We start from the raw sequence: 23,103 nt of genomic DNA, 5'->3' as shown, positions 1-23,103 counted from the left end.
TTTCTTTTAAATTTACTGACGATTTGACGATAATTGCATAAAGTATAGCTACGCTATAAATATAAAGGAGATATATTGTGAATTTATTCAAAATCACTGTTGTTGCCGCTCTACTAAGTGTAAGTGCTTACGCTGGAGATGCTGCTAAAGGTAAAGCAATTTACAAGAAAGTTAACTGTGCTCTTTGCCACAATGCTGATGGTATGGGGAAAGCTGCAGATGTTAGTAAAATTGCAATTGTTAAAGGTCCAAGAATTGCTGGTCTAGATGCTGCTTACGTTGCTGAGCAAGTTACTGCGATTCAATCAAAGAAGAGAAAAACTAAGAATACTTCTATGATGTGGACAAAGGTTCGTGGTCTTTCAGCTCAAGACATTAAAGATGTTGCGGCCTACGTAACGACTATGTCAAAAGATAAGTACAAAGGTATGAATCAAAAATAAGACAAATAGAAAGGGCCTCTTATGAGGCCCTTTTTTTATTATTTAATTTCAAAAAACACTCTAAAACCACCGTAATTCTGATCGTAAATTCCATTGAAGTCATTACCTGAAACTTCAATTAACCTTTTTAAACTGAAGTCTAGGCTAGTGATAACCTTTTCTCCATTTAAGTATTTCTCATACTTCTCTTTCGTTAAGAGGTCTTTAACGTTAAAGCTCGCAGTAATTTTAGAAAGGTCTTGGTTATCTATGATATCAACTTGTGAAAGTTTCTTATAAATACCATCTTGATAGAAAAGAATATTAGCACTCTTTGTTCTTACTTCCATTTCGATATTGCGAAATGTTTTATAAGTGAATAGATCAAAGATGTTCTTTTCTTTAAAGGCAATGCTTTTATCTGTTTGACTACATTGGAGCATTTGAATGTTCAATGTCAGTTCAATATTATCTCCAATTTGCTTGGAACTATAATTTTTAACTTTATATGCTTGAAGCTTATTTCGATAGAGGTCCTTCTTCTCATTACAATTTGCCCTTGCACCGTCAGATACTTTAACGACACCCTGTGATGGCATAGCTTGGCAAATTCCTGAACATAGAACTGAGGTAAGGATTATTGATCTCATCTTTAATTCTCGCTTGTTGCTAAATAAAATAATGAACATTTATAGCACTTTTAAGGATGAGTTTGTTCAAGATGGGAAGATTTACAGGAGATGTCCTAAGTTTAGACGTAAAAAAGGCCTCTAATTAAGAGGCCTTTTTTCAAATTATGCATTTGATTTCAATAGCTTAGAGAGCCATTCTTTCACTCGATATAGCACTAAGTGAATCGTTGGAACGAGTGTGTATGTAAAGAAGATTGAACCTAGCATACCACCAATCAAAACCGCACCCATGGCCGACTTCATTTTGTCGATCATAAAGAGCTGTGGCATTGTACCAGCGATAATGGCAATAGAAGTCATTAGAATAGGCTTCAGTTTTTCCTCGGCCCCTAACCATAATGCTTCCTTAATCTCAACACCTTCATCAAGCTTTTGCTGAGTATATTCAATCATAAGAATGGCGTTGTTAACGGCAAGTCCTACAACCATTACAATGGCCATCATGGAACCAATATTAATCGTCTGCTCCGTGTAGAACATCATTAAAAAAGATCCTAGGAAAGATGTTAGAATCGCTGAACCAATTGACACTGGGAATACAAATGAGTTTAGGATCGCAACAAGTAGCATATAAGTTAAGATTACTGCTAGCATGAAGGCTTTTCCCATCTCTTGTTGAGATTCTTTCTGACTTTCTGCTTGGCCTGCAAACATGAACTTAGTCCCTTGTGGTAGCTCTGCCTTACTGAATTGCTGGCCCAGATCTCCCATGATGGCACCAACAACACCTTTTACAACAAAGGCCTTGATCTGAATGATTCTTTCTTTGTCACGTCTTTTAAGTGGCGAAGATGCTTCGACAACTTGAACCTTACCAAGGCTTGAGATTGGGATAAGTCCATCCTTTCCATGAATTAGAAATTTATCAAAGTCAGAGATATTTCTTTTAAATTCTGGCGCAAGAGTTACATTTATATCGTATTCTTCACCACCTTCTTTATAAACGGCATCATCATTACCATTTACAAGTGCACGGATTGTACCCCCAAGACGCGAGCTTGATAGGTTTTGACGAATTACTTTTTGAGGTTCAGAAATAAACTGAATCTCCATTTTTGGAATTCGGTAAGAGCTTTCAATTGAACTAAAGTATCCTGAGTCCTTCATGATCTTTTGCATTTTTTCTGATGCAATAATCATATTATCGAAATTATCTCCTGTGACGTTTATTGTAATATCACCATCATTACTAGCGTTTCGACTACCACCTGTTAGAGTAATTTCTGCTTCAGGAATATTAGATACCTTTGGAAGTAGATCATCCATGATTTCTTTATAGTCTCTTTTTCTCTTTGTTGCTGAAGTTAAGTTGACGGTAATACGTGATCTTTCTTCACCGTCATAACCAATATCTGAAAGAGTTGAAACAACCTCTGGGTACTTTCTTATAATCTCATCAACCTGTTGAGTGATCTGAGCTGTTTTTTCAATTGGTGAACCATCTGGCATAAGAATAAATGCCTTAAATTCATCACGGTCAGACTTTGGAAGGAACTCATTACCAACACGTTTTGCCGGATAAACAATTGTAAAGAAAAGCGCCATTAGGACAATAATTGAAGTAATAGGCCAATTCATAAATTTATCAAAGAACCAACGATACTGTTTTGTTGCCCAAGCAAGTAAGCGATCGACAAGACCTGCGAGCTTAGGGAAAGGTCCTTTTAAAGTATCAGGGTCTTTTAGAAGTAAGGCACAAAGCATTGGTGTTAACGTAACAGATGCTAGGATCGAGAAGATCGTTGCAAATACAACAGTCATACCAAATTGAAGCATGAACTTACCAACGACACCACCCATGAAGGCCAGTGGAGTAAATACAACTAGGTTTGTTCCTGAAGAGGCCATTACAGCAAGTAATACTTCTTTCGTCCCATCAATGGCTGCCGACTGAGAGTCTTTTCCCATTTTTAGATGCTTGTAAACGTTTTCGATAATGATAAGAGCGTTTGCAATGAGGGTACCTAGACATGTACCGAATGCAAGAAGTGTCATAACGTTAATTGAAAACGATGACATATCCATAAGGAAAAGTGTTGAGATAATTGAAGTCGGAATTACGATACTCGCAATAAGGGCACCACGCCAGTCTCCCAGGAATGTTAAAAGAATCGCAATTGTTAAACCAATACCAATGAAGATCGAGTTAATTGTACCTTTTGTATCATCTAGTGTAATTCGAGTTGTATCAACGACTAGTTCAAGTTGCATCCCATCAGGTAGCTCACTTTGTACTTTCTCAAGAGAGCTTTTTAAGTTCTCAACGATCTTTATAGCATCACCATCAGAAAGCTTAAGTACTGATAGACCGACTACTTCCTTTTCATTGAAGCGTGCCATCGTTTCAACTTCTTTAAAGCTATCTGAAACATTTCCAATTTCTTGAAGCTTAAAAACTTGTCCCTCTCGGGAAACAACTTCTAGATTTCTGATCTCGTCAACGTTGGCAAACTCCCCAACGAAGCGAACACTAATCTTAGAGTCTGTCGTATTTATTGATCCACCTGGGATATTTAGGTTCTTTCTAGAGATGGCCGCAAGAACATCCTCAATTGACAGATAATTTTGAATAAGAAGGTTATTATCTAACTCAATATTGATCTCTCTTTCTCGTCCACCAAAAATGTCAACAGAGGCAACACCATTGATAGATGATAGGCGAGACTTAAGTTTTTTATCAGCATACTCATATACTTGAGTAAGGTCATGCTTTGTACTTGAAAGAGCAAGAGTTGCAATTGGCTGAATTAATGGGTCAAACTTTGCAATGATTGGACGATCTGCTCCATCTGGAAAATCGTTTAAGATTGCTTCAACCTTATCTTTTACTTCAATTGATTTGATATTAGCGTCTGCTTCAATATCAAACTCAATGATAACAATACCAAAACTGTCACGTGCATCTGATTTGATTTTCTTAATTTGAGAGACTTCTGAAATTTCGTCCTCAATCTTCTTTAAGATTTGTGATTCGATTTCTTCAGGTGATGCACCAGCATAGACCGTCTGTACTGTAATAAGTGGAAGCTCAACCTTAGGTGTCGGTTCAATAATTAAGTTACCAATTGAAACCAGTCCCATTACCATAAAGATGGCAATAAAGATGATTGTTGTGGCAGGGCGTTTAACAAATATTTCGATCATCTTCTAACTCCTTAATCCTGATCCACTAGTGCTTTGATGATATTTACTTTTTCGCCATCATTAAGATAACGTTGATCACTTAGCACAATAGTGTCTCCTTCAGTTAGTCCGCTTTTCACAACATAGAAGTCTTCGTTACTATCACTTACTTCAATATTGCGTTTTGTAACGATATTCTTATCATTAACGATGAATACGTTATGCGAACCACCTCTTTCTGAAACAGCTTCTCTTTTAATCGTTAAAGCATTTTCTAATTTGTGTGTTTCGATATTCATAATATAGAGATTTGTTGGAATCTTTTTATTTGCAAAAGATACAACGATTTTATGCAGGCCCGAAAGATAATCAGCTTTGGCATCAACCGAAACTACATTTCCGTATACTTTCTTATCTTTTACGCGAATACTAACAAGTGCTCCTGGCTTTATTAGATTTGCCACTTTTGGTGCAACTGATGCATGAATTCTTGGGCCAATATTACTACCTGTTACAATGACAAAGTTTGAGAAGGCCCTTCTCGTAACCTTTGTTGTATTAACTGGAGTTCCTGAAACAGCACGAATTGTATACATAGTCGCAGTTTCTTTACCTTTCTTTCTTTGTAGGTCTAAATCTTTAACAAATAAGCTACCTGCGTAAACAAGACCAACTATTAAAACGAAGATTATTTGCTTCATAATTATTTATCTCCCTTTCCTGTACTCGTAAGAAGACGATCCATCTCAGCACGAGTTACCTTTAGTTGTAATTTCGTTTGAGCAAGATTTAGACGGTGTTGAGTAAGTTGAATTTCACTATCATTGAGCTGAAGTTGTGATACTCCACCAGACTTAAAAGAGCTAAGAGCTACTTTATAAGATGAAGAGGCTAGTTTTACAGCTTCAGCTTCCGCATCAAATCTTTCTTGAAGGCCTTCGTAGTCTTGTTCAAGTTTTAAGTATTGAGTTCTAATTTCTCTTCTTAGTTGATTAAACTTCAAGCGCGCGATATTCGCATCACTTCTTTTTATAGCTACTTCTGAGTTCTTACTTCCTCCAAGATCCCAGTCAAACGTAAACTGTAAACCAAATGAAATATCATTTTGGTTATGTGAGATATCTCCTGAGAATGGTTTATCAACACGATAAGTAAGAGGAGAGTAGGCAACAAATAATCCAAGGTCGGGAAGACGTTGGCTCTTGGCAAGCTCAACAGAGAAGTCTGATAGTTGAATGCTTTCTTTAAGAATCTTTACATCAACTGTTTCATCAAGCTTTTGTAAGTTTGAGGGTATCGTTGCAATTTTATCTTTAGCATTAAAGTTATCAGCAACTACCTTTACGTCATCTTCTGGTTGTAAGGCCAGAAAGTTTTTGATGTCTAAGATTGCATTTTTAAGGTTTTTCTTTGCAATAATCCAATTTGGTTTTCTACTGGCAAGGTCAGCTTGCATTTTGATATTATCATTTCGCGAGATACGTCCGTAAGAAACACGTTCTTCAAGCGCATTTTTATTTTTAACTGCATTTTTATATGAATCTTCAGTTATTCGTACAAGCTCTTGGTTGAATAAAACTCTGTAGTATAATTGTCTTGCTGCATTCTCAACTTCAGCCTTTGTTACAACTGTTCTCAACTTTCCGATCTTATTTGCAGATTCTGCAATATCGACACCACTAGAGATTTTTCCAAAAGTGTATAAAGGTTGTGTGAGCTGAACTCTTGCATTGTGATTCCAATCATAACCGTGAGGCATGATATTACCTTTACCATCATTTTTCGTTAAGCCTGCAGATATTGAAAGGACTGGAAATAGATTAGATGTTGCACTACTTAGTGTTTCCTTGGCCTGTTCTAATTCTTGTCTTGCAATACCAACATTTTCATTTCTTTTGACTGCAAGTTCAACTACTGATTGTTCGTTTAAACTGTATTGAGCAGCGCTTACGCTACTAGCAAGTCCAAACAAGACAATATAAGTCTTGATCCTTCTCATGAGTGTGGTTCTCCTGTATATTCTGTCTCTTTAGATTCTCTTTAAGATTTTTTTATTTTATCTTTTTGACTGATAAAACTCTTCAATCATTCCCAACTGACATAAAAGTTTACTTTTCTCATCTTGAGAAAATCTTGAAACTAGTTCCTGGCCCATGCTGAAGTAGCGAGGAAGTACTTTATTGATTAATTCAAGGCCCTCTTCAGTAAGTGTAATTTTCTTTGACCTAGTATCGTTTTCGTCAATGGCCTTCTTGACTAGATTGGCCGCTTCAAGTCTTTTAACGATTCCCGTGATATTGGCCTTCGATACTAGAAGCTCTTCTGCTAACTCTGTAGTCGTAACTGATTCTTGATCTGTTAAGTGTAGGATGACAAGGACATCAAATTGAGGCTTTGTAAGTTTAAAATACGAAACTTCTTCAGAGATCATTTTATCGAGGATTCGAGTTGTGCGAATCATGCGTCCGATAATACTTTCCTGTACATATTCACTCTTTATTATTGACATTGTTACTCCAAATTTGTTAATGTGTTAACTATATAGTTAACATGTTAACTAAATTGAATCAAGAATTTTATTCAAATTGACGGTAAGTTAACAAAAGGTAGTAGCTAGATGAATAAGACTAAACAGAATTTGATTGATGTTGCGATTCCTTTAATGGCAAAAAATGGTGTCTACGGCGTAAGCTTAAGAGATATAGCAAAGAAGGCCGAGATTAATGTCTCTTCAGTTCTTTATCATTTTGGTTCAAAAGAAGAATTTATTACGACATGTGGTGAACACTGTATCAACTTACTCGCTGAGCAGATTAAAGAAATTTCAAAACATACCTTTGATACTGTTGATGAGCTAAACCAAGTGATCAATCAAGGTGTTGAACAGGGTAAGGAAGCTATCGCAATTTGTGTCATGCTTCTTGTTATCGACTCACCTGGCTTTAGAGAAATTTATGAAAATTATGTCTCGGATGCATATGTATCTGTTCATGGACAAGAGAATCCATTCTTATTAAATCTTAGATCATTTATTTCTTATATGATCTTTAAGAGAGTTGATCTAAAAGTAGCAAAAGAAAAATATGAGGGGAGTGGTATGGTAGAATTATTATGCCAATCCCCAGTGAGTGCACTGTAGATTATTTTCTACAGTGCGTTTCATGCCACATCTTTTCAAGATTCTCACGATCATCAGGATGAGCAATTCTAATCAACTCTTGTGCTCTTTGATTAAGACTCTTTCCGTATAAATCAGCAATACCATACTCTGTAACAACATAGTGCATATGTGATCGAGTTGTTACGACACCTGCTCCTGACCTTAATGTTGGAACAATCTTGGGGTAACCTTTAGCACTTCGTGAGTTGATAACAATAATAGGCTTACCCCCTTCAGAAAGTGAGGCGCCTCTCATAAAGTCCATCTGGCCACCAACTCCAGAGATAATACGATGGCCGATTGAGTCTGCACAGACCTGTCCTGTAAGATCAATTTCAACGGCACTATTGATCGCACATACTTTTGGGTTTCTTCTAATGATACTTGGGTTATTTACATAGTCCGCTTCAAGTTGAATAACGCTTGGGTTGTCATTGATAAAATCATGTACATCTTTGCCTCCAACAATAAAGGCACTAACTGTTTTTCCACGGTGAACATTTTTGCATGAATTATTTACGGCGCCACTTTTAATTAAATCAAGAGCCCCGTTTGACCACATCTCTGTATGAATCCCTAGGTTCTTGTGATTCTTTAAACTAGCCAGAACTGCATCAGGAATTGATCCAATTCCCATTTGAAGAGTTGAGCCATCTTCAATAAGAGATGAAGTGAGCTGTCCTATCTTTAAATCCTCTTCACTCAAGCAAACTTCTTGATGGCCGACAATTTCGTGATCAATTTCAATCGCATAATCAATATCACTAATATGAATAAAGCCATCACCATGAACACGAGGCATATGTGGATTAATTTGAGCAATAACAACTTTTGCACTACTTACTGCAGCCTTTGCAACATCAACAGATGTACCTAGAGTGCAGTGCCCATGTTGATCTGGAGGACTGACGTGAATAAGTGCAAAGTCTAGAGGAATTCTACCGCTTCGAAATAAGTTTGGAATTTCAGATAGAAAGCATGGAAGATAATCAACTCTTTGGTAGTCGATATGTTTTCTCACATTTCCGCCAACAAAGAGATTGAGAATTTTAAAGTTTTCACAATATTCTTCATTTGCATATTTCGCATCACCGTGAGTATGTAGGTGAGTAAGTGTGACATCTTTTAATTTATGAGCATTTTCAAGTAACCCGTCAATTAGGGCCTGTGGCGTAGAATCACCACCATGAATAAAAATATTTGAATTAGAATATACTATCGATAAAGCTTCCGCTGCATTTGAAACAATTTTCACAAGCACTCCTTTGTGTTCATATTTTACGAAGATTTGGCCGAGATTTAAAGTATATTTGGTTACAATTTTTATATGCCATCTATTAAAAAATTAAGGTATAACCTCTAACTATTATGGTAGTTGCAACAACGAGTAAGAGACTCAAAGAACTTATTTATTTTACTATTCCACTTGTAATTGGCCAGGTTGGGCAGATGCTTTTTAACGTCGGTGATATTTTTGTTGCCGGACGCTATTCAACATCAGCAGTAGCATCTATTGGTGTTGCAGCAGGTATGTTGTCTCCTTTTATAATGATTGGGATCTCAACGTTATTTTCTGTCAGTGCAGTTACGGCAAGAATGCGTGGAGCTGATACAAATCCACACGAGAATGGCGTATGGGGAAGTGGAATGACTTTAGCGCTTCTTTTAGGAAGTGTTATTTGTACGGCCCTTTATATCTTTACTTACTTTGTTGACTATATCGGTTTGAATAAAGAGATCGTACCTCTTGTTAAGACTTATCTTTATTGGGTAAATATCTCGATTATTCCTGCACTTATTTTTCAAATGATTAAGGAATATCTTCAAGCTTTTGATAAAACAATTTTTGCCAATGCTCTTATCATTTTTATGAATGTCGTTAACCTCATTATGAACTACTGTTTAATGTTTGGGATTGGACCTATTCCTGAAATGGGAATAAAAGGTGCGGCAATTGCAACTGTTGTAACTCGCTTTATTCTAGCTTTAATTATTTATGTTTATGCTTATCGAGTACTTCCAATTGAAACGCATTTTAGTAAGAAGTCTTTTAAGGAATTGATAAAACTTGGAATACCAGTTGGTCTTGGAACTTTTATTGAAGTATTAATGTTCTCAACTGTTACTGTCTTAGTTGGACGCATGAGTCTTGTTGCATCAGCGTCTCACAATATTGTTCTAACAATTGCGGGACTAACTTTTATGGTTCCTCTTGCCATCAATGGCGCGGCAGGGGTTAAGGTCGGCTACGCTCTTGGTAGAAAAGATATGGAGATGATTAAGAATTATGCCTATGGGTGTATCTTTATGGCCGTAACTTATATGGTCATAACGGCAATATGCTATTTCTTCTTTCATGAATTCTTAATGGGACTCTTCACGACTGATCAGGCCGTTGTTCTTTATGGATCAGGACTATTCTTATATGTTGCTTTATTTCAAATACCTGATGGACTACAAGTCGCAATGTGGGGAGTCTTAAGAGGGCTTGGTATGAGTAAGCAACCAATGCTCTATTCGTTTTGTGGTTATTGGCTAATTGCAATTCCTGTTGGGATTTATTTAAGCTATCAACACGGAATGGAAGCAGCTGGTTTATGGGCGGGACTTGCAATAGGACTTACTATCGTTTCAATGATTCTCTCGCTTTTATTTAAAAAGAGAATTGGTGAACTTTCTAAGGAATGGGGCGTTTAGGATTCTGATTGCTGCTTTAGTTTTTCTTCAATATAGAGAATGACTTTGTCGAAGTCGAATGGCTTCGTCATAAGATCAACAGCACCTAGCTCCTTTGCTCTTTGTGCATTTAATTCGTCAATGAAGCCTGTAATAATTAAAACTGGAGGTGTAGGAGCATTAAGCTTTCCAATTTCTTCCAAAAGTTTTAGGCCATCCATTTTTGGCATTTTTAGATCAGTGATGACAAAGTCGACAGGATTATGTTTTGCATAGTCTAAGGCCAACTCACCATTTTTGACACCTATGGTTTCATAACCAAATGACTCAAAGGTTTCCACGTAGATATCATTTAATGTCGGTTCATCTTCGGCGACCAAGACCCTCTTCTTAGCTAACATATAAAAATTGTATTTAATCTTTCTACCTAAGGCAAACGTATAAATAAAAACTGTGTTTTAAATCACATAATACAGTTATTCTAGATAGTTACGTGAGTTAACCAAGGGCCAATTTTTTTGATTTTAATGTCCATTTTTTGCCAAAATTGACGAGAACTCTCTTGAGGTTAAGGCAAAAATTAAGATTTTTTTTCGTAAAAACTGACACTTGTCAGTTACCAATTAGTCCATTGTGCTAATCTAAATTTAATTTAGGAGGCATGTATGAAGCATATATCAGTCGAAGAATTTACTACTCCCGCAGTTCACGTTGTTGATCAAAATGCCAGTATCGATATCGCTTTTAAGATTATGAAAGATAATGGAATTAGGCATCTTCCTGTAAGTGACGGGAATCAAATTGTGGGAATCATTTCAGAAAGAGATGTTATGTCAATTTATGGAAAGAGCTGGTGTGATGGAGTTTTAGTTAAAGACTTCATGAATGAATCTGTTCTTGCTGTTAACAAGGACGATAGCTTAGGTGAAGTAGCTTATCAGCTATCAAGTAATAAAGTTGGCTCAGCAATTGTACTTAATAATAGAAATCGTGTGTACGGTATTTTTACTGTTACAGATGCACTAAATGCTTTAGTCGAAGTTTTTGTCGATGACGCTTATAAGAGAAGTGATCTTAGAAATTAATTTCATCCTTCTTGAAGAGAACCGGACATACCGGTGACTCTGAAGCTAAGTGTAGTGGGAGTGGAAAGCCTGAAAAGAAGTACTTTCCAGCAGGCACGTCGTCTAGTTTTAAATTTTCAAAAATGGCAGCTTGCTTAAAAAGTGTATTATGAATCGGCCTATTTCTGCTCCCTGGACAAAAGTCAGAAGACTTCCAAGAAGTACCATACATATCAAAGTTAGGGTTTTGTAATAAGTAGTCAGCACTTTCTTGTGAAAGTGTTAAGACGTAATTAGGGTCGTGCAGTTGTGATTTGTTTATTGGCATTTCTTCGACTGACAAAATCAACTTGCATGGAATCTCATCTCCAAGCTCGGACTTAAGCTCACTTAGTGAGACTTCCCAATGGTAAATACCATCAAGGCCTTCTACAGGTTTCCAGTTTTTTCCTTTTAGTTTTACGACAACTACTGGCCCAAAAAATGAATTTATTTGCTTCTTAAAATAGTCATCGACGCTCATCCCATTTTTCATAGTGTGAGATTGTGCTTCCATATGAGTGAGACTATGTGGTTTTAAAGTATGAGCATCATAATTTACTGGAGGACCTTTTGGATCATTTATCGAGTAAATATTCTCTCGCTTATAGCCTTGACCTTCAAACCACATTCCAGGCATTGATTCTGTAATAATTGGACTTAGGATATAAGGCATTTTAACTCCGGTGTTTATTGAGTTATCATTGTAGCATTAATAAATGAATTAGAGGTAGTAGAATGCATATACCAAAGCTATTCAAGCAGGAAGATAGGACCGAGTTAATAAAGCAGATGAAGGAGACGACATTTGCGAATCTGATATCAAACGGAACTGAAGGGATTGAGGTTAATCATCTTCCACTTTGCGTTGTCGAAGAAGAGGGGAAGCTATTCTTATTTGGACATATTGCAAGAGCAAATTCTCTTTGGAAATCGACACTTGATAACAGTGAGGTTGTAACTACCTTCAATGGCCCTCATTGTTACATTTCTCCTAATCATTACCCAACTAAGAAAGAGACTGGTAAAGCTGTTCCAACATGGAACTATATTGTTGTTCATGCTCGTGGAAAAATTTCATTTATTGAAGATAAGGAGTGGATTCTTAATTCGATTGAGATGCTTACTAATGAACAGGAAGAAGGAGGCCACAATCCTTGGAAGGTTGAAGATGCTCCTCGTGATTATACACAAAAGCTTCTGGCCGCAATCATTGGAATTAAAATTGAAGTAACCTCTCTTGAAGGGCAGTGGAAACTTAGCCAAAACCAACCAGTTGAAAATAGACAAGGAGTGATCTCTGCTCTTAGTTCCTCAGATGATCCTTATCAAAGAGAAGTCGCTCAAAGAATGAAATTATAAATCTATCGTGGTGTGATGATATAAAAAAAGGTCAGTATTAAACTGACCCTTTTGTTGATAGATTAATTTTTTTGGCATTTCTCATATAATTCTCCTTGAGTTGATTTCCTATGAATTAAGTATATGTCTCAAAAAGAATTTTTAAGTTTGTTTCGAGTCTAATTTCTGCAAAGTGATTGTGAGTTTTTTGTTAGTCGTATTGAATACTCAACTATGATAACCTTTCTTTTATCAATATTAAACATTCTTAACTATTAAAACGTCGATAGGTAGTACACGAAATTTAATTATAAAAAGGATGTATCGATGAGAATTACTTTTCTTGGAGCAGCTGGTGGTGTTACTGGATCTAAAACTTTGTTAAAAGTTGGGAAGGATTATAAAGAGCAGTATCTTGTTGACTATGGACTCTACCAAGGGGCCAAGGAAAATCGTGAACGCAATTGGATGTCGTATCATGGTGCCAGTAAGCTAAGTGCAGTTTTTTTAACTCATGCACATATTGATCATTCCGGCCTTTTACCTCGTCTATATCGGGATGGTTTTCGAGGTAAGGTTTATTGTACAAGGGAAACATTTAGGCTTTGTCAGATCTTATTAATGGATTCGGCCCGTATTCATGAAGAAGATGCTAAATATGCAAATCGAAAAAAAATTTCAAGACACAAGCCGGCCCTTCCTTTATATACAACGCAGGAAGCTCAAGCTGTTCTTGAACACTTTGAAGTTGTGGATTTCGAACAAGAGCTGACAGTTTCTAAAAATATTGCAATTACTTTTTTCTGGGCCGGCCATATTCTTGGAGCAAGCTTTATTCGAGTCCGCTATAGAGCAGCTACTGGTAAAGTGAAAACAATCGTTTTTTCTGGAGATGTTGGGCATAAGAGAAATATCCTTTTAAACGAACCTCAAGTTATCTGTGAAACTGATTATCTTGTTTTAGAGTCTACATATGGAGATAGGCTACATGCCCGTATTCCTGCAAAAGAAGTTTTAGGAATGTATCTAAATACAATTTTAAAGCGCGGTGGAGTTGCGGTTATACCCGCATTCTCAGTTGGTCGTACACAAGATATTCTCTATCTTATTAAAGAATTGATGAATGAAGAGGCCATCCCTAGTGTAGCTGTTCATTTAGATAGCCCACTTTCTAAGAAAGCTAACCGTATATTTAATGATTGTTTTCGAAAGGGTCATGTCAAAGATAATGTAACAGAGGATATCGATATTTATCCTGATACATTTGAAGAAATCGAAGATGTTGAAGATTCAAAGGCCCTTATGGAAAAGTCTGGACCTCGTATTATCGTTAGTGCTTCAGGGATGATTGATGGTGGGAGAGTTGTGTATCATGTAATGAAGCATATTGTGGATGAAGATAGTGGAATAATTTTAGTTGGCTTCCAACCTGAAGGAACGAAAGGTCGTATTCTAATTGATGGTGAAAAAGAACTCCATATGCATAAACAGAGACTTCCAGTTCGAGCTAGTATATTTTATATCGATTCATTATCAGCGCATGGTGATTACTTAGATCTTATCGGATGGCTAAATGAATCACGTATTTCACCTAAGCTTGTTATTTTAAATCATGGTGAAGAAAAGGCATCAAGTCATTTTAAAACTCTTCTCGAATCTCAGTTAAGTCTTAGGACAACGATTGCAACCTTAGGGGAGGAATTTGATTTAGAGAATATTTATGATAATCAAACAAAGGTCGCAAGTAAGTTAGCAGCGTGAGGTAAGAGGTTAATGAAGATTGATTATGAAAGAGGAATTACATATAAGTATCTTATTGCTTTCGTATCGATTGTCTTATTCACTATAATTGCTCAAGCTTTAATGCAATTTTTCATTCTTCAACAGGAAAGTTACTCCCAGGTTATTAACTTAGCTGGTCGCCAACGTATGCTAAGTCAAAGACTTGCTAAGCAGTCCTTAATTTATTCTTTTAATACTAGTGTTGAGCCAAGGAGTGAAGTAAGTAAAGAGATCCTTGTCACAAAAGAATTACTGTTTTCTACTCATGAGGATTTGAAAAACGGTAGTGAAGATAAGGGAATAGCTCCTGCATTTACGCCAAATATTAAGCAGCAGTATGCAGATCTCGATCCTATTTTAAGTAGTATTGATAGGAATATTAACTGTATCGTAAACTTGTGTGAGAATCAAAAGAAAAGCCTTGAAGAGATTGTCAAAGATACAGATTTATTTTTAAAAAATATGAATAAGATAGTTTTTGAGTCAGCAGATTATTCTAAAACGAAAATATTAAATTTAAGTAAAATAGAGCTGCTTTTATTCTCATTAATCATTCTTTTATTAATTTACGAATTTTTTAAAATTCTTATTCCTATTAAAAGAAAACTTGTTAATCAATTAAAAGAACTACAACATAAAGATCAAGTGATTACTCACAGTTCAAAGCTTGCGGCCATTGGGGAACTAGCCGCTGGTGTTGGCCATGAGATTAATGGGCCACTAACAATTATAAAGGGATACCTTGCCCGACTAAAAAAAGAGAACTTCAAATCTAGTGAGCATAAAGATTATATCGTAAAGTCATTAGAGAAAATAGAATCGTCAGCAACACAGATTGAAAATATTGTTAAAGGCTTAAGGAATTTTTCTCGCAAGGATGGACAAGGATTAGTTTTATTTGATCTATCTGCAGTCTTAAATGACTGTATACTTATGATTGAAGAGATATATGAACACTATGGGATTAGCGTGTCATTTGAAAATTCTTTAGGTGAGTTACAGGTGAAAGGAAGTCCTGGGAAGATACAACAAGTTGTGATGAATTTACTTACCAATGCTAGAGATGCTCTTGAGCAGAGTGAGGTAAAGCAGATCAAAGTAACTCTCACTAGTCGTGACGATAAGGCCGTTATTGAAGTTTCTGATAGTGGTGCAGGGATTAGTGAAGAGAATAAACGAAAAATTTTTGAACCATACTTTACAACTAAGGAGTATGGAAAAGGAAGTGGATTAGGTTTATCTCTATCTCATAATTTCATCAAGGAGCATGGTGGTTCAATTACCATTGATTCTAATTCTGGGGGTGGAACAACTTTTAGAATTGAAATTCCTCTTTAATCACAAAGTGGGGATAAGATCGTTCTAAGTTGGCTACCATTTAACTCGGCTTGATATGGTGAGTAACCACTTGGTCCATCACCCATAATATTCTTATCATCTAAAATGATTTTTCGATCAGGACATCTTCTATCTTTATATGCATCAGCTAATCCCAAATTATGGGCGAGTTCATGGATATAAAGCTTACATCTTTTTTGATCATTAATATTTGCAACGTTTGCAAATTTATGAGTTGCCCATTCTTTGGCCGTAGGCCTTTTGTGTTCCTTAGAGATGGTAATCGTGTGATCGCATTTGAATCGATCCATGATGCCAGTCTCTTCTTTTAAATCGACATTAAGCTTTAGCCCGTGTCTTGCGTAAAAATCTTTCACACAAGGCATTGAGTTTCTTACAAGTGCCATTGATTCTTCTTTGTCTTTCTCATTACCGTCAAACTTTAGGTAGAGTGAGACATCGACATTGACAAGGCCTTCTTTAATGTAGGTTTTATACTTTGTCTTTGTTCCAACATACTTTAAGAGGTCGCTACTTTTATCACAAAGTGATTGTGAGTTATAATCGACCTCGACTACCGAGTCTTCAGGTCGATTCTCCAGACAGCTTTTAATATATGTGCTCTTATTAGCGTAGTATGAGATTCTTCTTTCGCTGCTACCATACTTTAAATTCCACCCTTCAAATTCTCGATCAGTTGAAAAGTAGAGGAGTTCATTATTTAGGCAAAGATTCTTATCCTTCACAGCATTTATATTTTTAAGTTCACCCGTTACTGATCTAACGATGAGCTTACTCTCTAATGCCTGAAACTCTTCTTTTAATGGTCTTAATCTTTCTATAATATCTTTATTCTCTTTTTGTAGTCTTGCTATTTCTGCTGCCGTTTCTTGGGGTTTGAGCATGCGATGATAGAGAGTGTTCTTCTTTGATACCTTTTCTTGATTCTTATTAAACTGAGAATGAAGTCGATTAATTTCTAACTCTAATTCGTAATAGGTATCGAGATCACCTGCATGAGTAGGTAAGGAGATGGCAAATATAAGAAGGCTTATAAAATAGAACATATTTTCTTTTCGGTATAAAAGTAAAAAAAATTACTTTTAAATATATAATGGGAAGTTACTAAGATTCTGATATTACATGCTTTTTGTCTTGGGGAGCTAATAAAAAAGCCAGTAAACTGGCTTTTTCAATAACTATTTAAATGGGTAAATGAGAATAAAAGTACTGTGAATGGGTACTATTTTTTTATGTTTTAATATGTGTTGTTGAATTTGGCCGAAAAGGAGCTCTTCTCGGCCAATCGATATATCTTTAAAGTTTGATTCTAGTGCTATCAATCATAACTGCAACATAGAAGTCACGATTGAAGAAGTATGGAACATCAGTAGGGTAATCAATACCAGCTTCTGCTTTCACAATTTTTACAACTTCAGATACATTAATAACTTCACCGCTTGTTAGCTTCCATAATAGGTTGTCATTAACATCAAAAGTAAGTCTAACAGGGTAGCGAAATTTACTTTCTAATACTAGGACTCTTTGAAATTTCGTCCAATATGGTGCTTGGATATCTGTCGGATAATCTGTACCTGCTTCTGCGCGAACTAACTCGGCATGGTCAGTATAAACTGGAATTCTAACTCCATTATAAAGTGATAGAACGTAATCGTATTGAGGAGCCGGTGCATCAGTTGGAAAGTCGATACCTGCTACAGAGTTATCAATATGCATTGTGCTTATCGCTGGGTGGGCCATAGGGCCAGCACTAACGATAGGGCCTGCAAATACTGGGTTAATTAGATGTAATGCCATTAAGATAAAAGCGATGATTTCAATTTTTAGTTTCATATAAGTACTCCCTTTAGAAAAATAGTTTCAATTGATATTGAACAGGAGTAGATTTAACAAGCAATAAAATATGTGTATATATTTTTTATATACATTTTGTCCCTTGAATGTTTATTTTTAATATACTATTCTTCGTAAATGGAAATATTCGAGTTTAAAAATTATCATAAATTTCTTCGTTACTTGATTCTCGAGGCTTATGCACAAAGGGGACTTCAGGCAAAGTTATCAAAGGCAATTGGTTGCCAAGCTGCATATCTATCGCAGGTATTGAAGGAAAAGGCCGATCTAAGTGAAGATCAAGCGTATAAATTAAGTGTATTTTTTAACTTCTCCAAAATTGAAACAGAATATTTCTTAAATCTAATTCGCTACGCTAGGGCCTCAACTCACGAACTAAAAAGTTACTTGAAGTATAAGGGCGAGAAAATTGCTGAGGAAGCAGGTAATCTAGCTTCTAGAGTCAATTCAATGGTTATTGACGATGAAAATGAGCAATATAAAGACTATTTTATCTCATGGATACCGTCTGCGATACACATCGCGACTAGTTGTCCCAAGTTACAAACAATTCCTAATCTGGCCAATCACTTTGCACTAAGTGAGAAAAAAGTTAGATCAACTCTTATCTACTTAGAAAAGCTTGGCCTAGTTGAAAAACATGATCAAAACTACATCTTTAGCGGAAAGTCTATACACCTTCCATTTGAGTCTTGGCTAAACACACCTCATCAGATGGCAAAGAGAATACAAGTGTTAGACATCATTGCCAAAGAAGAGCCTAATAATATTCATTATTCTTCTACATTTACGATTGATGAAAAAGATTTCTTACCTCTGAAGGAGAAAATTTTAAAGCTAATTCAATCCACTCAAGATGACATTAAGGAATCTGGAACAGAAGTTGTTTGTGGCCTGAATATTGATTTATTTGAAACTTAATTAAAATAGGATAGCTCTATACTGCTTAGAACTCTTGATCCACTAACTTTTTCTTTTCTTGAAGCCCCAAGGGCAATGGCGGCAGCCATACTTACAGCATTTTCTCATGCGTTTAAGGCGTACTTCTGTTGAAACAATACCGCCTGTAACAGGGTCTCTGTAATAGTCTTCACCATTTTTGACGGCCTCGTCATGAAGAATGCGGTACTGTTGTTTTAGGTTATTCTTTTTATTCTTATTTCTAGACATATATTAAGTTATGCCGCCTGTACTTGTTTGGAACTTTCCTCTAATGCAGCAACTCCACTTTTATAATCTTTTGTGAACTTAATAAACTTATATAAGTAGATTGAACAAACAGCAATGGCAAAGTAAGCAAAGTGCCTTATCGCTATTTGAATATTTTCGTATTGTATTAAAGAAAGCTTTCCAATCCAGTAACCTACAAAGGTTGAGATGAGGAAGCTGTCGCGAATACAATAAAATGCAACGGCCGTAATAATCATGGAGTCATCTGAGGCCAACATTAGTTCACCTCTTCTAGATCTTGCACCAATGATAAATTGAAACTTTTTAACATTCATATAAGAAATTTCAATTTCTTCACCTACACAAATATGGTCAGCGATATATGTAGTTGTGACGACATTCTTAAGTTTGGTACCATCTTCAAATTCAAGAAATGTGTACTCTCTAGTTTTTCCCTTTACCTTAGATGAGCCATATCCAATAACTTTTGATTTAACTGTTGAAGCCACGCTTTCTCCTCACTTTATTAACGTTCAATAGTCGGCTTAGCGGGCGAAAATCTTTAATTGATGTGGTTTTAGATATTAGAAACACTTCCTAGTGATTATTCTTATTATGCCTCTCAGTATTTTGTCTTACGCCCACCAGTACCACTTCCAAGTGCAAGGTCTTTTTTTGATACCGTTCCATCGCGCTTCATTTTTTCTATCGTTTCTAAATTCCCACGATACATCTTCTCAATCTTTTGAATGGCCCATGGATTTTTTCTAATAAATTTTAAAATTTTATTAAACATGGGAGGCTCATCATTGAAACTATTGATCTCTGTCATTGCATAGATTTCTTTACAGCCAAAGAGATTGATAACATCTGTTAACATCATCTTTAAAGTCACACCCTCTAAGGGGTCTTTCTTGCGATTTGTTTGATCATTCATTTTTTTTACCTAGTTTTATATTGTTTAAGATATGGTAACTTATTAAGTGTTATACATCCATTTACACTTTATTTCTTGGTTAAGTTGGCAAGGAACTGTAGTTCCATGTGTTTTTTCTTTGCGTATGGTCAACGAAAAGTGACCTGGAACCAAATATTGAGGAGACTGTGTTGAAAAAGCTTTTTAAAATAATTATATTAATAATAATTTTTATTATTTGTACAATTATATATCGTTTTTTTATTCATGATAACCCAATCGAGAGAGTAATAGCCTAATTGAGTTAGAGTCTTAAAGTCTGTTGATCTATTCTGTCCGGTTGTTGGCAATTAGCCCAAGATCAAATCGTCATATACTCAATCTATACACAATAAAAGTGAAACTGTAGTTCCAGGTGCTTTTTCTTTACGCTCAGCCAACGAAAAGTGACCTGGAACCAAATATGAAGTTGGCAAGGATACTTGTTGGGGAGTTGGCTTTGGTCTTCGTAACTTCAACACTTTAACTATTCGCCCAGCAATAATTATTAACAATAACTAGATTAGTAGCTATATTCAGTTATATCGTTAAGGAGAGGATGTGCTTGATTTCATACTACCAATAGAAGAACACTGTGATAAAGGATTTTCAGCTGTCGCTGATCAATATAAAAACTTTGCTGAACATGCCCTAGAACACAACTTTCCGACAACAATGCTCGAAGCTCTTCCAATTTGCTTCTCTTTGAGACACGCCTCAGAGCTTTACTTAAAATCAGTGATTACAATCATTCACATAATCTGTAACGACTCCTTCCCAGATAATAAGGTTCCTATGATTAAGATTGAAGGTAAGGAGAGAAACCTCTACAGTATTCATAGCCTTAAGGAGTTGTTGGATTATGTTAATACATATTTACGAGATAATTCTGGATTTTTTGACTTCGAAAACAAAACAGATTGGCTTGCAACACCAAAATATCTTATTAGAAGTATTAACAAGATCGACTCAATGGATAGGAATAGTGCATATTTCAGATATAGTATTACACAAGCAAATCGCATTGATGTAGAAAAGTCACCAATGGAAGAAGTTCCCATTAACTTTATCCCTAAAAAAGACTCTGTAGGCAGTTTCAACACTATCCTAGTAGACTCTAACAAAAAAGTTGTTCGAGCTTTTACTTCTAAAGATGACGATAAAAAAGTAAAAGAAACTTTAGATCATCTAGTAAGAATAAAGGATAATCTGATAGGCATTCCATACGGTCTAAAATATGAGTATTTACGTAATTAAACTTAGAGGACTCACCCTAGTAAAGCCTTGATGTTCTTTCCATAAAGAGCCTTGTTTGTTCGATTATTTAAGTTTGATATGTTTGTAATATATCTAAATTAAAGAGAAGAATAAATGGTGGATCCTCGTTCCTTTATATCGAACCGATATAGCTAAGTTTCAAATTTATGATAGTTTTTGACATTTAGTGTCCATAAAGTCGGTTATATAGACTATCTATTCTCTTGGCAACATCTTGAAGCTCTAACTTATAAGCTTCTTCGTACTTTGACTTATCAGTATATTTAATAACTTGAGGTGTAAAACATTTTGTAGGACTATATATAACACCAAATTTTCCCATATCAAACGTTACAGGATAGACAGGGCAGTTAACTTCTCTTCCTGAAGCGATATAATGACTGCCAGAGCTAGCATTGCCAAAATATATTGCACCATTCCCACTTGTTGCTTCTTTTGGTGGACCAGATATAAAATGATGCTCAACATAGCGATTACCAATTTTACTAGTACATGATATGGTTGTTGAGCCTGAAACTGTTGAACATTTCTCACTATTTACAGTGTTTAAAAAAGACGGATAAATTTTAGCAATCTCTTCTCTTACTCCGGCCGTAGTTTGTTTCTCTTCACTATGACCGATGATATAGGCTTCACTATGCCCTTGTTCAACATCTCTTTGAAGAGAGTTTTGAATATTGTTTTGTAATTCCTCAAAGCCATCAAAATCACCAATCCAAGCGACTTGCATCTCTTCAATATTATTCGATTGAATTTTGAACAAACTAGCCGTCATATCTTCTTTATAGCATGACAACAAAAAGTCAGTTTCTCCATTAGATGCATCTGCAAATTGCTTAAAATATTCTAATGTAGGTTCTAACTCCCACAAGTTAACATCTTTTTCGTAAATACCTTCAATCGCTACTTTTGCATACTCGACTTCACCAGCGAATGCAACAGTCATCCCCCCATGTAAGATTATTGTCTTAAGTCCTCCAAAAAACTCAGTAGCTGAAGAAACTTTCTCTTCATTATTTGTTTGAGGTTCAGGGTAAGTGAACTTTGTATCTGATATAAAAAATATCTCACCGGAAGAGAGTTTCTTTGCATATACTAGACTCATGATGGCTCCATATTTTATTTGAATATCTACACAATTAAGTAAATATAATAATAATCTCACAATCAGAGCCATCAACGCCAATCTTCTTTAAGTCGTTAAAAGCTCCCTTGTTGCTAACGATTGAATTAGGATCATATGTAAAAAGTATCAATCTTTTACACTTCCCACTCCCAAGGTAGTCTGGAATATCATTTTTAAAGTCACTACTAATATCTTTACTTGATTTCTTTAAGGTCGTTTTAACTTCTATAAGTGTACTAATCTCTGGAATAAATAGGTCACATCTACTTTTACCTTTTGAGAATGATGTTAGTGGCTCTTCGACTCTAACATCATCAAAATAAATTGATAGGATTGAGTATAATAGATCTTGAACATCATACTCGTCATTAATGTCAAAGCACTGACGTTTCTGACCTCTATCAGCTCTACGAGTTTCTTTTAAAACCTTAGAGAATTCCTCGAGGTTTTGTAGTGTTTTTACAACCAGATCAAAGCGATCATCCGCATCTGTTGACTTGAATATACTATTGTTTTTAATTAAATCTACTGCAGTACTTAATATATTTTGAAATTTATATCCACATTTTACTGCACCAACTATAGGAGTAGGAACTATTCCACTTTTGATAGGGGATCTATTTCCTTGCTCTTCATATTCAGCCTGGCACTCTTCTATTTCAACAATTTTTGACCTAATGAAATTAACTAGCCATTCTATATACTGAAGAAAATCCTTCATACTCGCAAATTTTGTATTTGGAATCTCTTCTAAGTCTAGTTCATCATCACAATGGCCCATAATACAGAACATTAAATCTCTACTTAATCCAGCGTATTTAGAATCTAGTATGTCAAATTTATCAAAATAGCCAGAGTTAATGTGATTTTCACGGGCCCAGTAACCTAAGTCAGAATAGTTATGTTCAATAGCTTTTTTTAAGTATTCTCTTACTTCTTCGTTATCAATCATTCTCCATACCTCTAGTAATTTTTTGTTGAATTATACTTCATTTGGAGTTTATTAGAATTACTAAGTTGATTATTATTTAACGATATCTGAAATATGTTAGTCTCAAGTTC

At 35.6% G+C, this 23,103-nt stretch carries 24 protein-coding genes; 9 read left to right on the top strand and 15 right to left on the bottom strand.

Going from position 1 to position 23,103, the window contains the following annotated elements:
- Window positions 1-77: 77 nt before the first annotated feature.
- Window positions 78-443 (top strand): c-type cytochrome, encoded by a 366-nt coding sequence (locus tag ACMAYX_RS04325; RefSeq protein ID WP_158246778.1) that lies wholly within the window; start codon window positions 78-80, stop codon window positions 441-443.
- 38 nt (window positions 444-481) lie between these two features.
- Here the strand turns inward: ACMAYX_RS04325 and ACMAYX_RS04320 are convergent, their stop codons facing one another.
- From ACMAYX_RS04320 to ACMAYX_RS04300, 5 genes are all read right to left on the bottom strand, one after another.
- Window positions 482-1,072, bottom strand: a complete 591-nt coding sequence (locus ACMAYX_RS04320) for a hypothetical protein (RefSeq protein ID WP_392991346.1) — start codon at window positions 1,070-1,072, stop codon at window positions 482-484.
- Window positions 1,073-1,216: 144 nt separating this feature from the next.
- A complete protein-coding gene (locus tag ACMAYX_RS04315; RefSeq protein ID WP_103216748.1) occupies window positions 1,217-4,258 on the bottom strand; it encodes an efflux RND transporter permease subunit in 3,042 nt (1,013 codons plus the stop codon).
- A gap of 11 nt (window positions 4,259-4,269) precedes the next feature.
- On the bottom strand, window positions 4,270-4,938 hold the full coding sequence (locus ACMAYX_RS04310) for an efflux RND transporter periplasmic adaptor subunit (RefSeq protein ID WP_103216749.1): 669 nt from the start codon (window positions 4,936-4,938) through the stop codon (window positions 4,270-4,272).
- A 2-nt stretch (window positions 4,939-4,940) separates the two neighbouring features.
- Window positions 4,941-6,236, bottom strand: a complete 1,296-nt coding sequence (locus ACMAYX_RS04305; protein WP_412469736.1) for a TolC family protein — start codon at window positions 6,234-6,236, stop codon at window positions 4,941-4,943.
- Window positions 6,237-6,293: 57 nt separating this feature from the next.
- Window positions 6,294-6,746: a MarR family winged helix-turn-helix transcriptional regulator gene (locus ACMAYX_RS04300; protein WP_412471583.1), complete on the bottom strand. Its 453-nt coding sequence runs from the start codon at window positions 6,744-6,746 to the stop codon at window positions 6,294-6,296.
- A 108-nt stretch (window positions 6,747-6,854) separates the two neighbouring features.
- Between ACMAYX_RS04300 and ACMAYX_RS04295 the strand changes: the two genes are divergently transcribed.
- Window positions 6,855-7,376, top strand: coding sequence for a TetR/AcrR family transcriptional regulator (locus ACMAYX_RS04295; RefSeq protein WP_103216752.1), 522 nt, complete (start codon window positions 6,855-6,857; stop codon window positions 7,374-7,376).
- A 1-nt stretch (window position 7,377) separates the two neighbouring features.
- On the opposite strand, the gene ACMAYX_RS04290 is transcribed toward ACMAYX_RS04295, so the two are convergent.
- Window positions 7,378-8,652 (bottom strand): acetyl-CoA hydrolase/transferase family protein, encoded by a 1,275-nt coding sequence (locus ACMAYX_RS04290; RefSeq protein WP_412471582.1) that lies wholly within the window; start codon window positions 8,650-8,652, stop codon window positions 7,378-7,380.
- 113 nt (window positions 8,653-8,765) lie between these two features.
- Here ACMAYX_RS04290 and ACMAYX_RS04285 point away from each other — a divergent pair, with 113 nt between their 5' ends.
- Complete coding sequence (locus ACMAYX_RS04285; protein WP_412471581.1) at window positions 8,766-10,094, top strand: MATE family efflux transporter; 1,329 nt, start codon at window positions 8,766-8,768, stop codon at window positions 10,092-10,094.
- Here ACMAYX_RS04285 and ACMAYX_RS04280 read toward each other — a convergent pair.
- Window positions 10,091-10,474, bottom strand: a complete 384-nt coding sequence (locus ACMAYX_RS04280) for a response regulator (protein ID WP_103216755.1) — start codon at window positions 10,472-10,474, stop codon at window positions 10,091-10,093. The two genes, ACMAYX_RS04285 and ACMAYX_RS04280, sit on opposite strands and share 4 nt — an antisense overlap.
- 264 nt (window positions 10,475-10,738) lie before the next feature.
- Between ACMAYX_RS04280 and ACMAYX_RS04275 the strand changes: the two genes are divergently transcribed.
- The gene (locus ACMAYX_RS04275; RefSeq protein WP_103216756.1) at window positions 10,739-11,158 is read left to right on the top strand and encodes a CBS domain-containing protein; all 420 of its coding nucleotides are present in this window, start codon (window positions 10,739-10,741) and stop codon (window positions 11,156-11,158) included.
- On the opposite strand, the gene ACMAYX_RS04270 is transcribed toward ACMAYX_RS04275, so the two are convergent.
- The gene (locus ACMAYX_RS04270; protein WP_412469735.1) at window positions 11,148-11,852 is read right to left on the bottom strand and encodes a hypothetical protein; all 705 of its coding nucleotides are present in this window, start codon (window positions 11,850-11,852) and stop codon (window positions 11,148-11,150) included. The two genes, ACMAYX_RS04275 and ACMAYX_RS04270, sit on opposite strands and share 11 nt — an antisense overlap.
- A gap of 62 nt (window positions 11,853-11,914) precedes the next feature.
- Here ACMAYX_RS04270 and ACMAYX_RS04265 point away from each other — a divergent pair, with 62 nt between their 5' ends.
- The 3 genes from ACMAYX_RS04265 to ACMAYX_RS04255 all read left to right on the top strand — a co-directional run bounded on the left by ACMAYX_RS04265 (window position 11,915) and on the right by ACMAYX_RS04255 (window position 15,637).
- A complete protein-coding gene (locus tag ACMAYX_RS04265) occupies window positions 11,915-12,538 on the top strand; it encodes an FMN-binding negative transcriptional regulator (RefSeq protein WP_103216758.1) in 624 nt (207 codons plus the stop codon).
- 306 nt (window positions 12,539-12,844) lie between these two features.
- Window positions 12,845-14,278, top strand: a complete 1,434-nt coding sequence (locus ACMAYX_RS04260; RefSeq protein ID WP_412471580.1) for an MBL fold metallo-hydrolase RNA specificity domain-containing protein — start codon at window positions 12,845-12,847, stop codon at window positions 14,276-14,278.
- A gap of 12 nt (window positions 14,279-14,290) precedes the next feature.
- A complete protein-coding gene (locus ACMAYX_RS04255; protein WP_412471579.1) occupies window positions 14,291-15,637 on the top strand; it encodes an ATP-binding protein in 1,347 nt (448 codons plus the stop codon).
- On the opposite strand, the gene ACMAYX_RS04250 is transcribed toward ACMAYX_RS04255, so the two are convergent.
- Both ACMAYX_RS04250 and ACMAYX_RS04245 read right to left on the bottom strand, forming a co-directional pair.
- Window positions 15,634-16,704 carry a hypothetical protein gene (locus tag ACMAYX_RS04250; protein WP_412470784.1) on the bottom strand — a complete coding sequence of 357 codons (1,071 nt, stop codon included), beginning with the start codon at window positions 16,702-16,704 and terminating at the stop codon, window positions 15,634-15,636. The genes ACMAYX_RS04255 and ACMAYX_RS04250 overlap by 4 nt on opposite strands.
- A 250-nt stretch (window positions 16,705-16,954) precedes the next feature.
- Window positions 16,955-17,491: a hypothetical protein gene (locus tag ACMAYX_RS04245; RefSeq protein ID WP_392991372.1), complete on the bottom strand. Its 537-nt coding sequence runs from the start codon at window positions 17,489-17,491 to the stop codon at window positions 16,955-16,957.
- Between the two features lie 138 nt (window positions 17,492-17,629).
- On the opposite strand from ACMAYX_RS04245, the gene ACMAYX_RS04240 reads away from it, so the two are divergent.
- Window positions 17,630-18,433 carry a TIGR02147 family protein gene (locus tag ACMAYX_RS04240; protein ID WP_103216763.1) on the top strand — a complete coding sequence of 268 codons (804 nt, stop codon included), beginning with the start codon at window positions 17,630-17,632 and terminating at the stop codon, window positions 18,431-18,433.
- A gap of 42 nt (window positions 18,434-18,475) precedes the next feature.
- Here ACMAYX_RS04240 and ACMAYX_RS04235 read toward each other — a convergent pair whose 3' ends face one another.
- From ACMAYX_RS04235 to ACMAYX_RS04225, 3 genes are all read right to left on the bottom strand, one after another.
- Window positions 18,476-18,682 carry a DUF5522 domain-containing protein gene (locus ACMAYX_RS04235; protein ID WP_412471578.1) on the bottom strand — a complete coding sequence of 69 codons (207 nt, stop codon included), beginning with the start codon at window positions 18,680-18,682 and terminating at the stop codon, window positions 18,476-18,478.
- Between the two features lie 8 nt (window positions 18,683-18,690).
- Window positions 18,691-19,191: a hypothetical protein gene (locus ACMAYX_RS04230; RefSeq protein ID WP_412471577.1), complete on the bottom strand. Its 501-nt coding sequence runs from the start codon at window positions 19,189-19,191 to the stop codon at window positions 18,691-18,693.
- A 113-nt stretch (window positions 19,192-19,304) separates the two neighbouring features.
- The gene (locus ACMAYX_RS04225; protein WP_103216766.1) at window positions 19,305-19,619 is read right to left on the bottom strand and encodes a VF530 family DNA-binding protein; all 315 of its coding nucleotides are present in this window, start codon (window positions 19,617-19,619) and stop codon (window positions 19,305-19,307) included.
- A 579-nt stretch (window positions 19,620-20,198) separates the two neighbouring features.
- Between ACMAYX_RS04225 and ACMAYX_RS04220 the strand changes: the two genes are divergently transcribed.
- On the top strand, window positions 20,199-20,894 hold the full coding sequence (locus ACMAYX_RS04220; RefSeq protein WP_412471576.1) for a hypothetical protein: 696 nt from the start codon (window positions 20,199-20,201) through the stop codon (window positions 20,892-20,894).
- A 184-nt stretch (window positions 20,895-21,078) separates the two neighbouring features.
- Here ACMAYX_RS04220 and ACMAYX_RS04215 read toward each other — a convergent pair whose 3' ends face one another.
- Window positions 21,079-22,020, bottom strand: a complete 942-nt coding sequence (locus tag ACMAYX_RS04215; protein ID WP_412471575.1) for a hypothetical protein — start codon at window positions 22,018-22,020, stop codon at window positions 21,079-21,081.
- A 34-nt stretch (window positions 22,021-22,054) separates the two neighbouring features.
- Window positions 22,055-22,993: a hypothetical protein gene (locus ACMAYX_RS04210; RefSeq protein WP_412471574.1), complete on the bottom strand. Its 939-nt coding sequence runs from the start codon at window positions 22,991-22,993 to the stop codon at window positions 22,055-22,057.
- Between the last annotated feature and the right edge of the window lie 110 nt (window positions 22,994-23,103).

Source organism: Halobacteriovorax sp. RT-2-3 (assembly GCF_047085075.1).
Classification (GTDB): Bacteria; Bdellovibrionota; Bacteriovoracia; order Bacteriovoracales; family Bacteriovoracaceae; genus Halobacteriovorax_A.
This window is presented reverse-complemented; position numbering and strand designations above follow the sequence as displayed.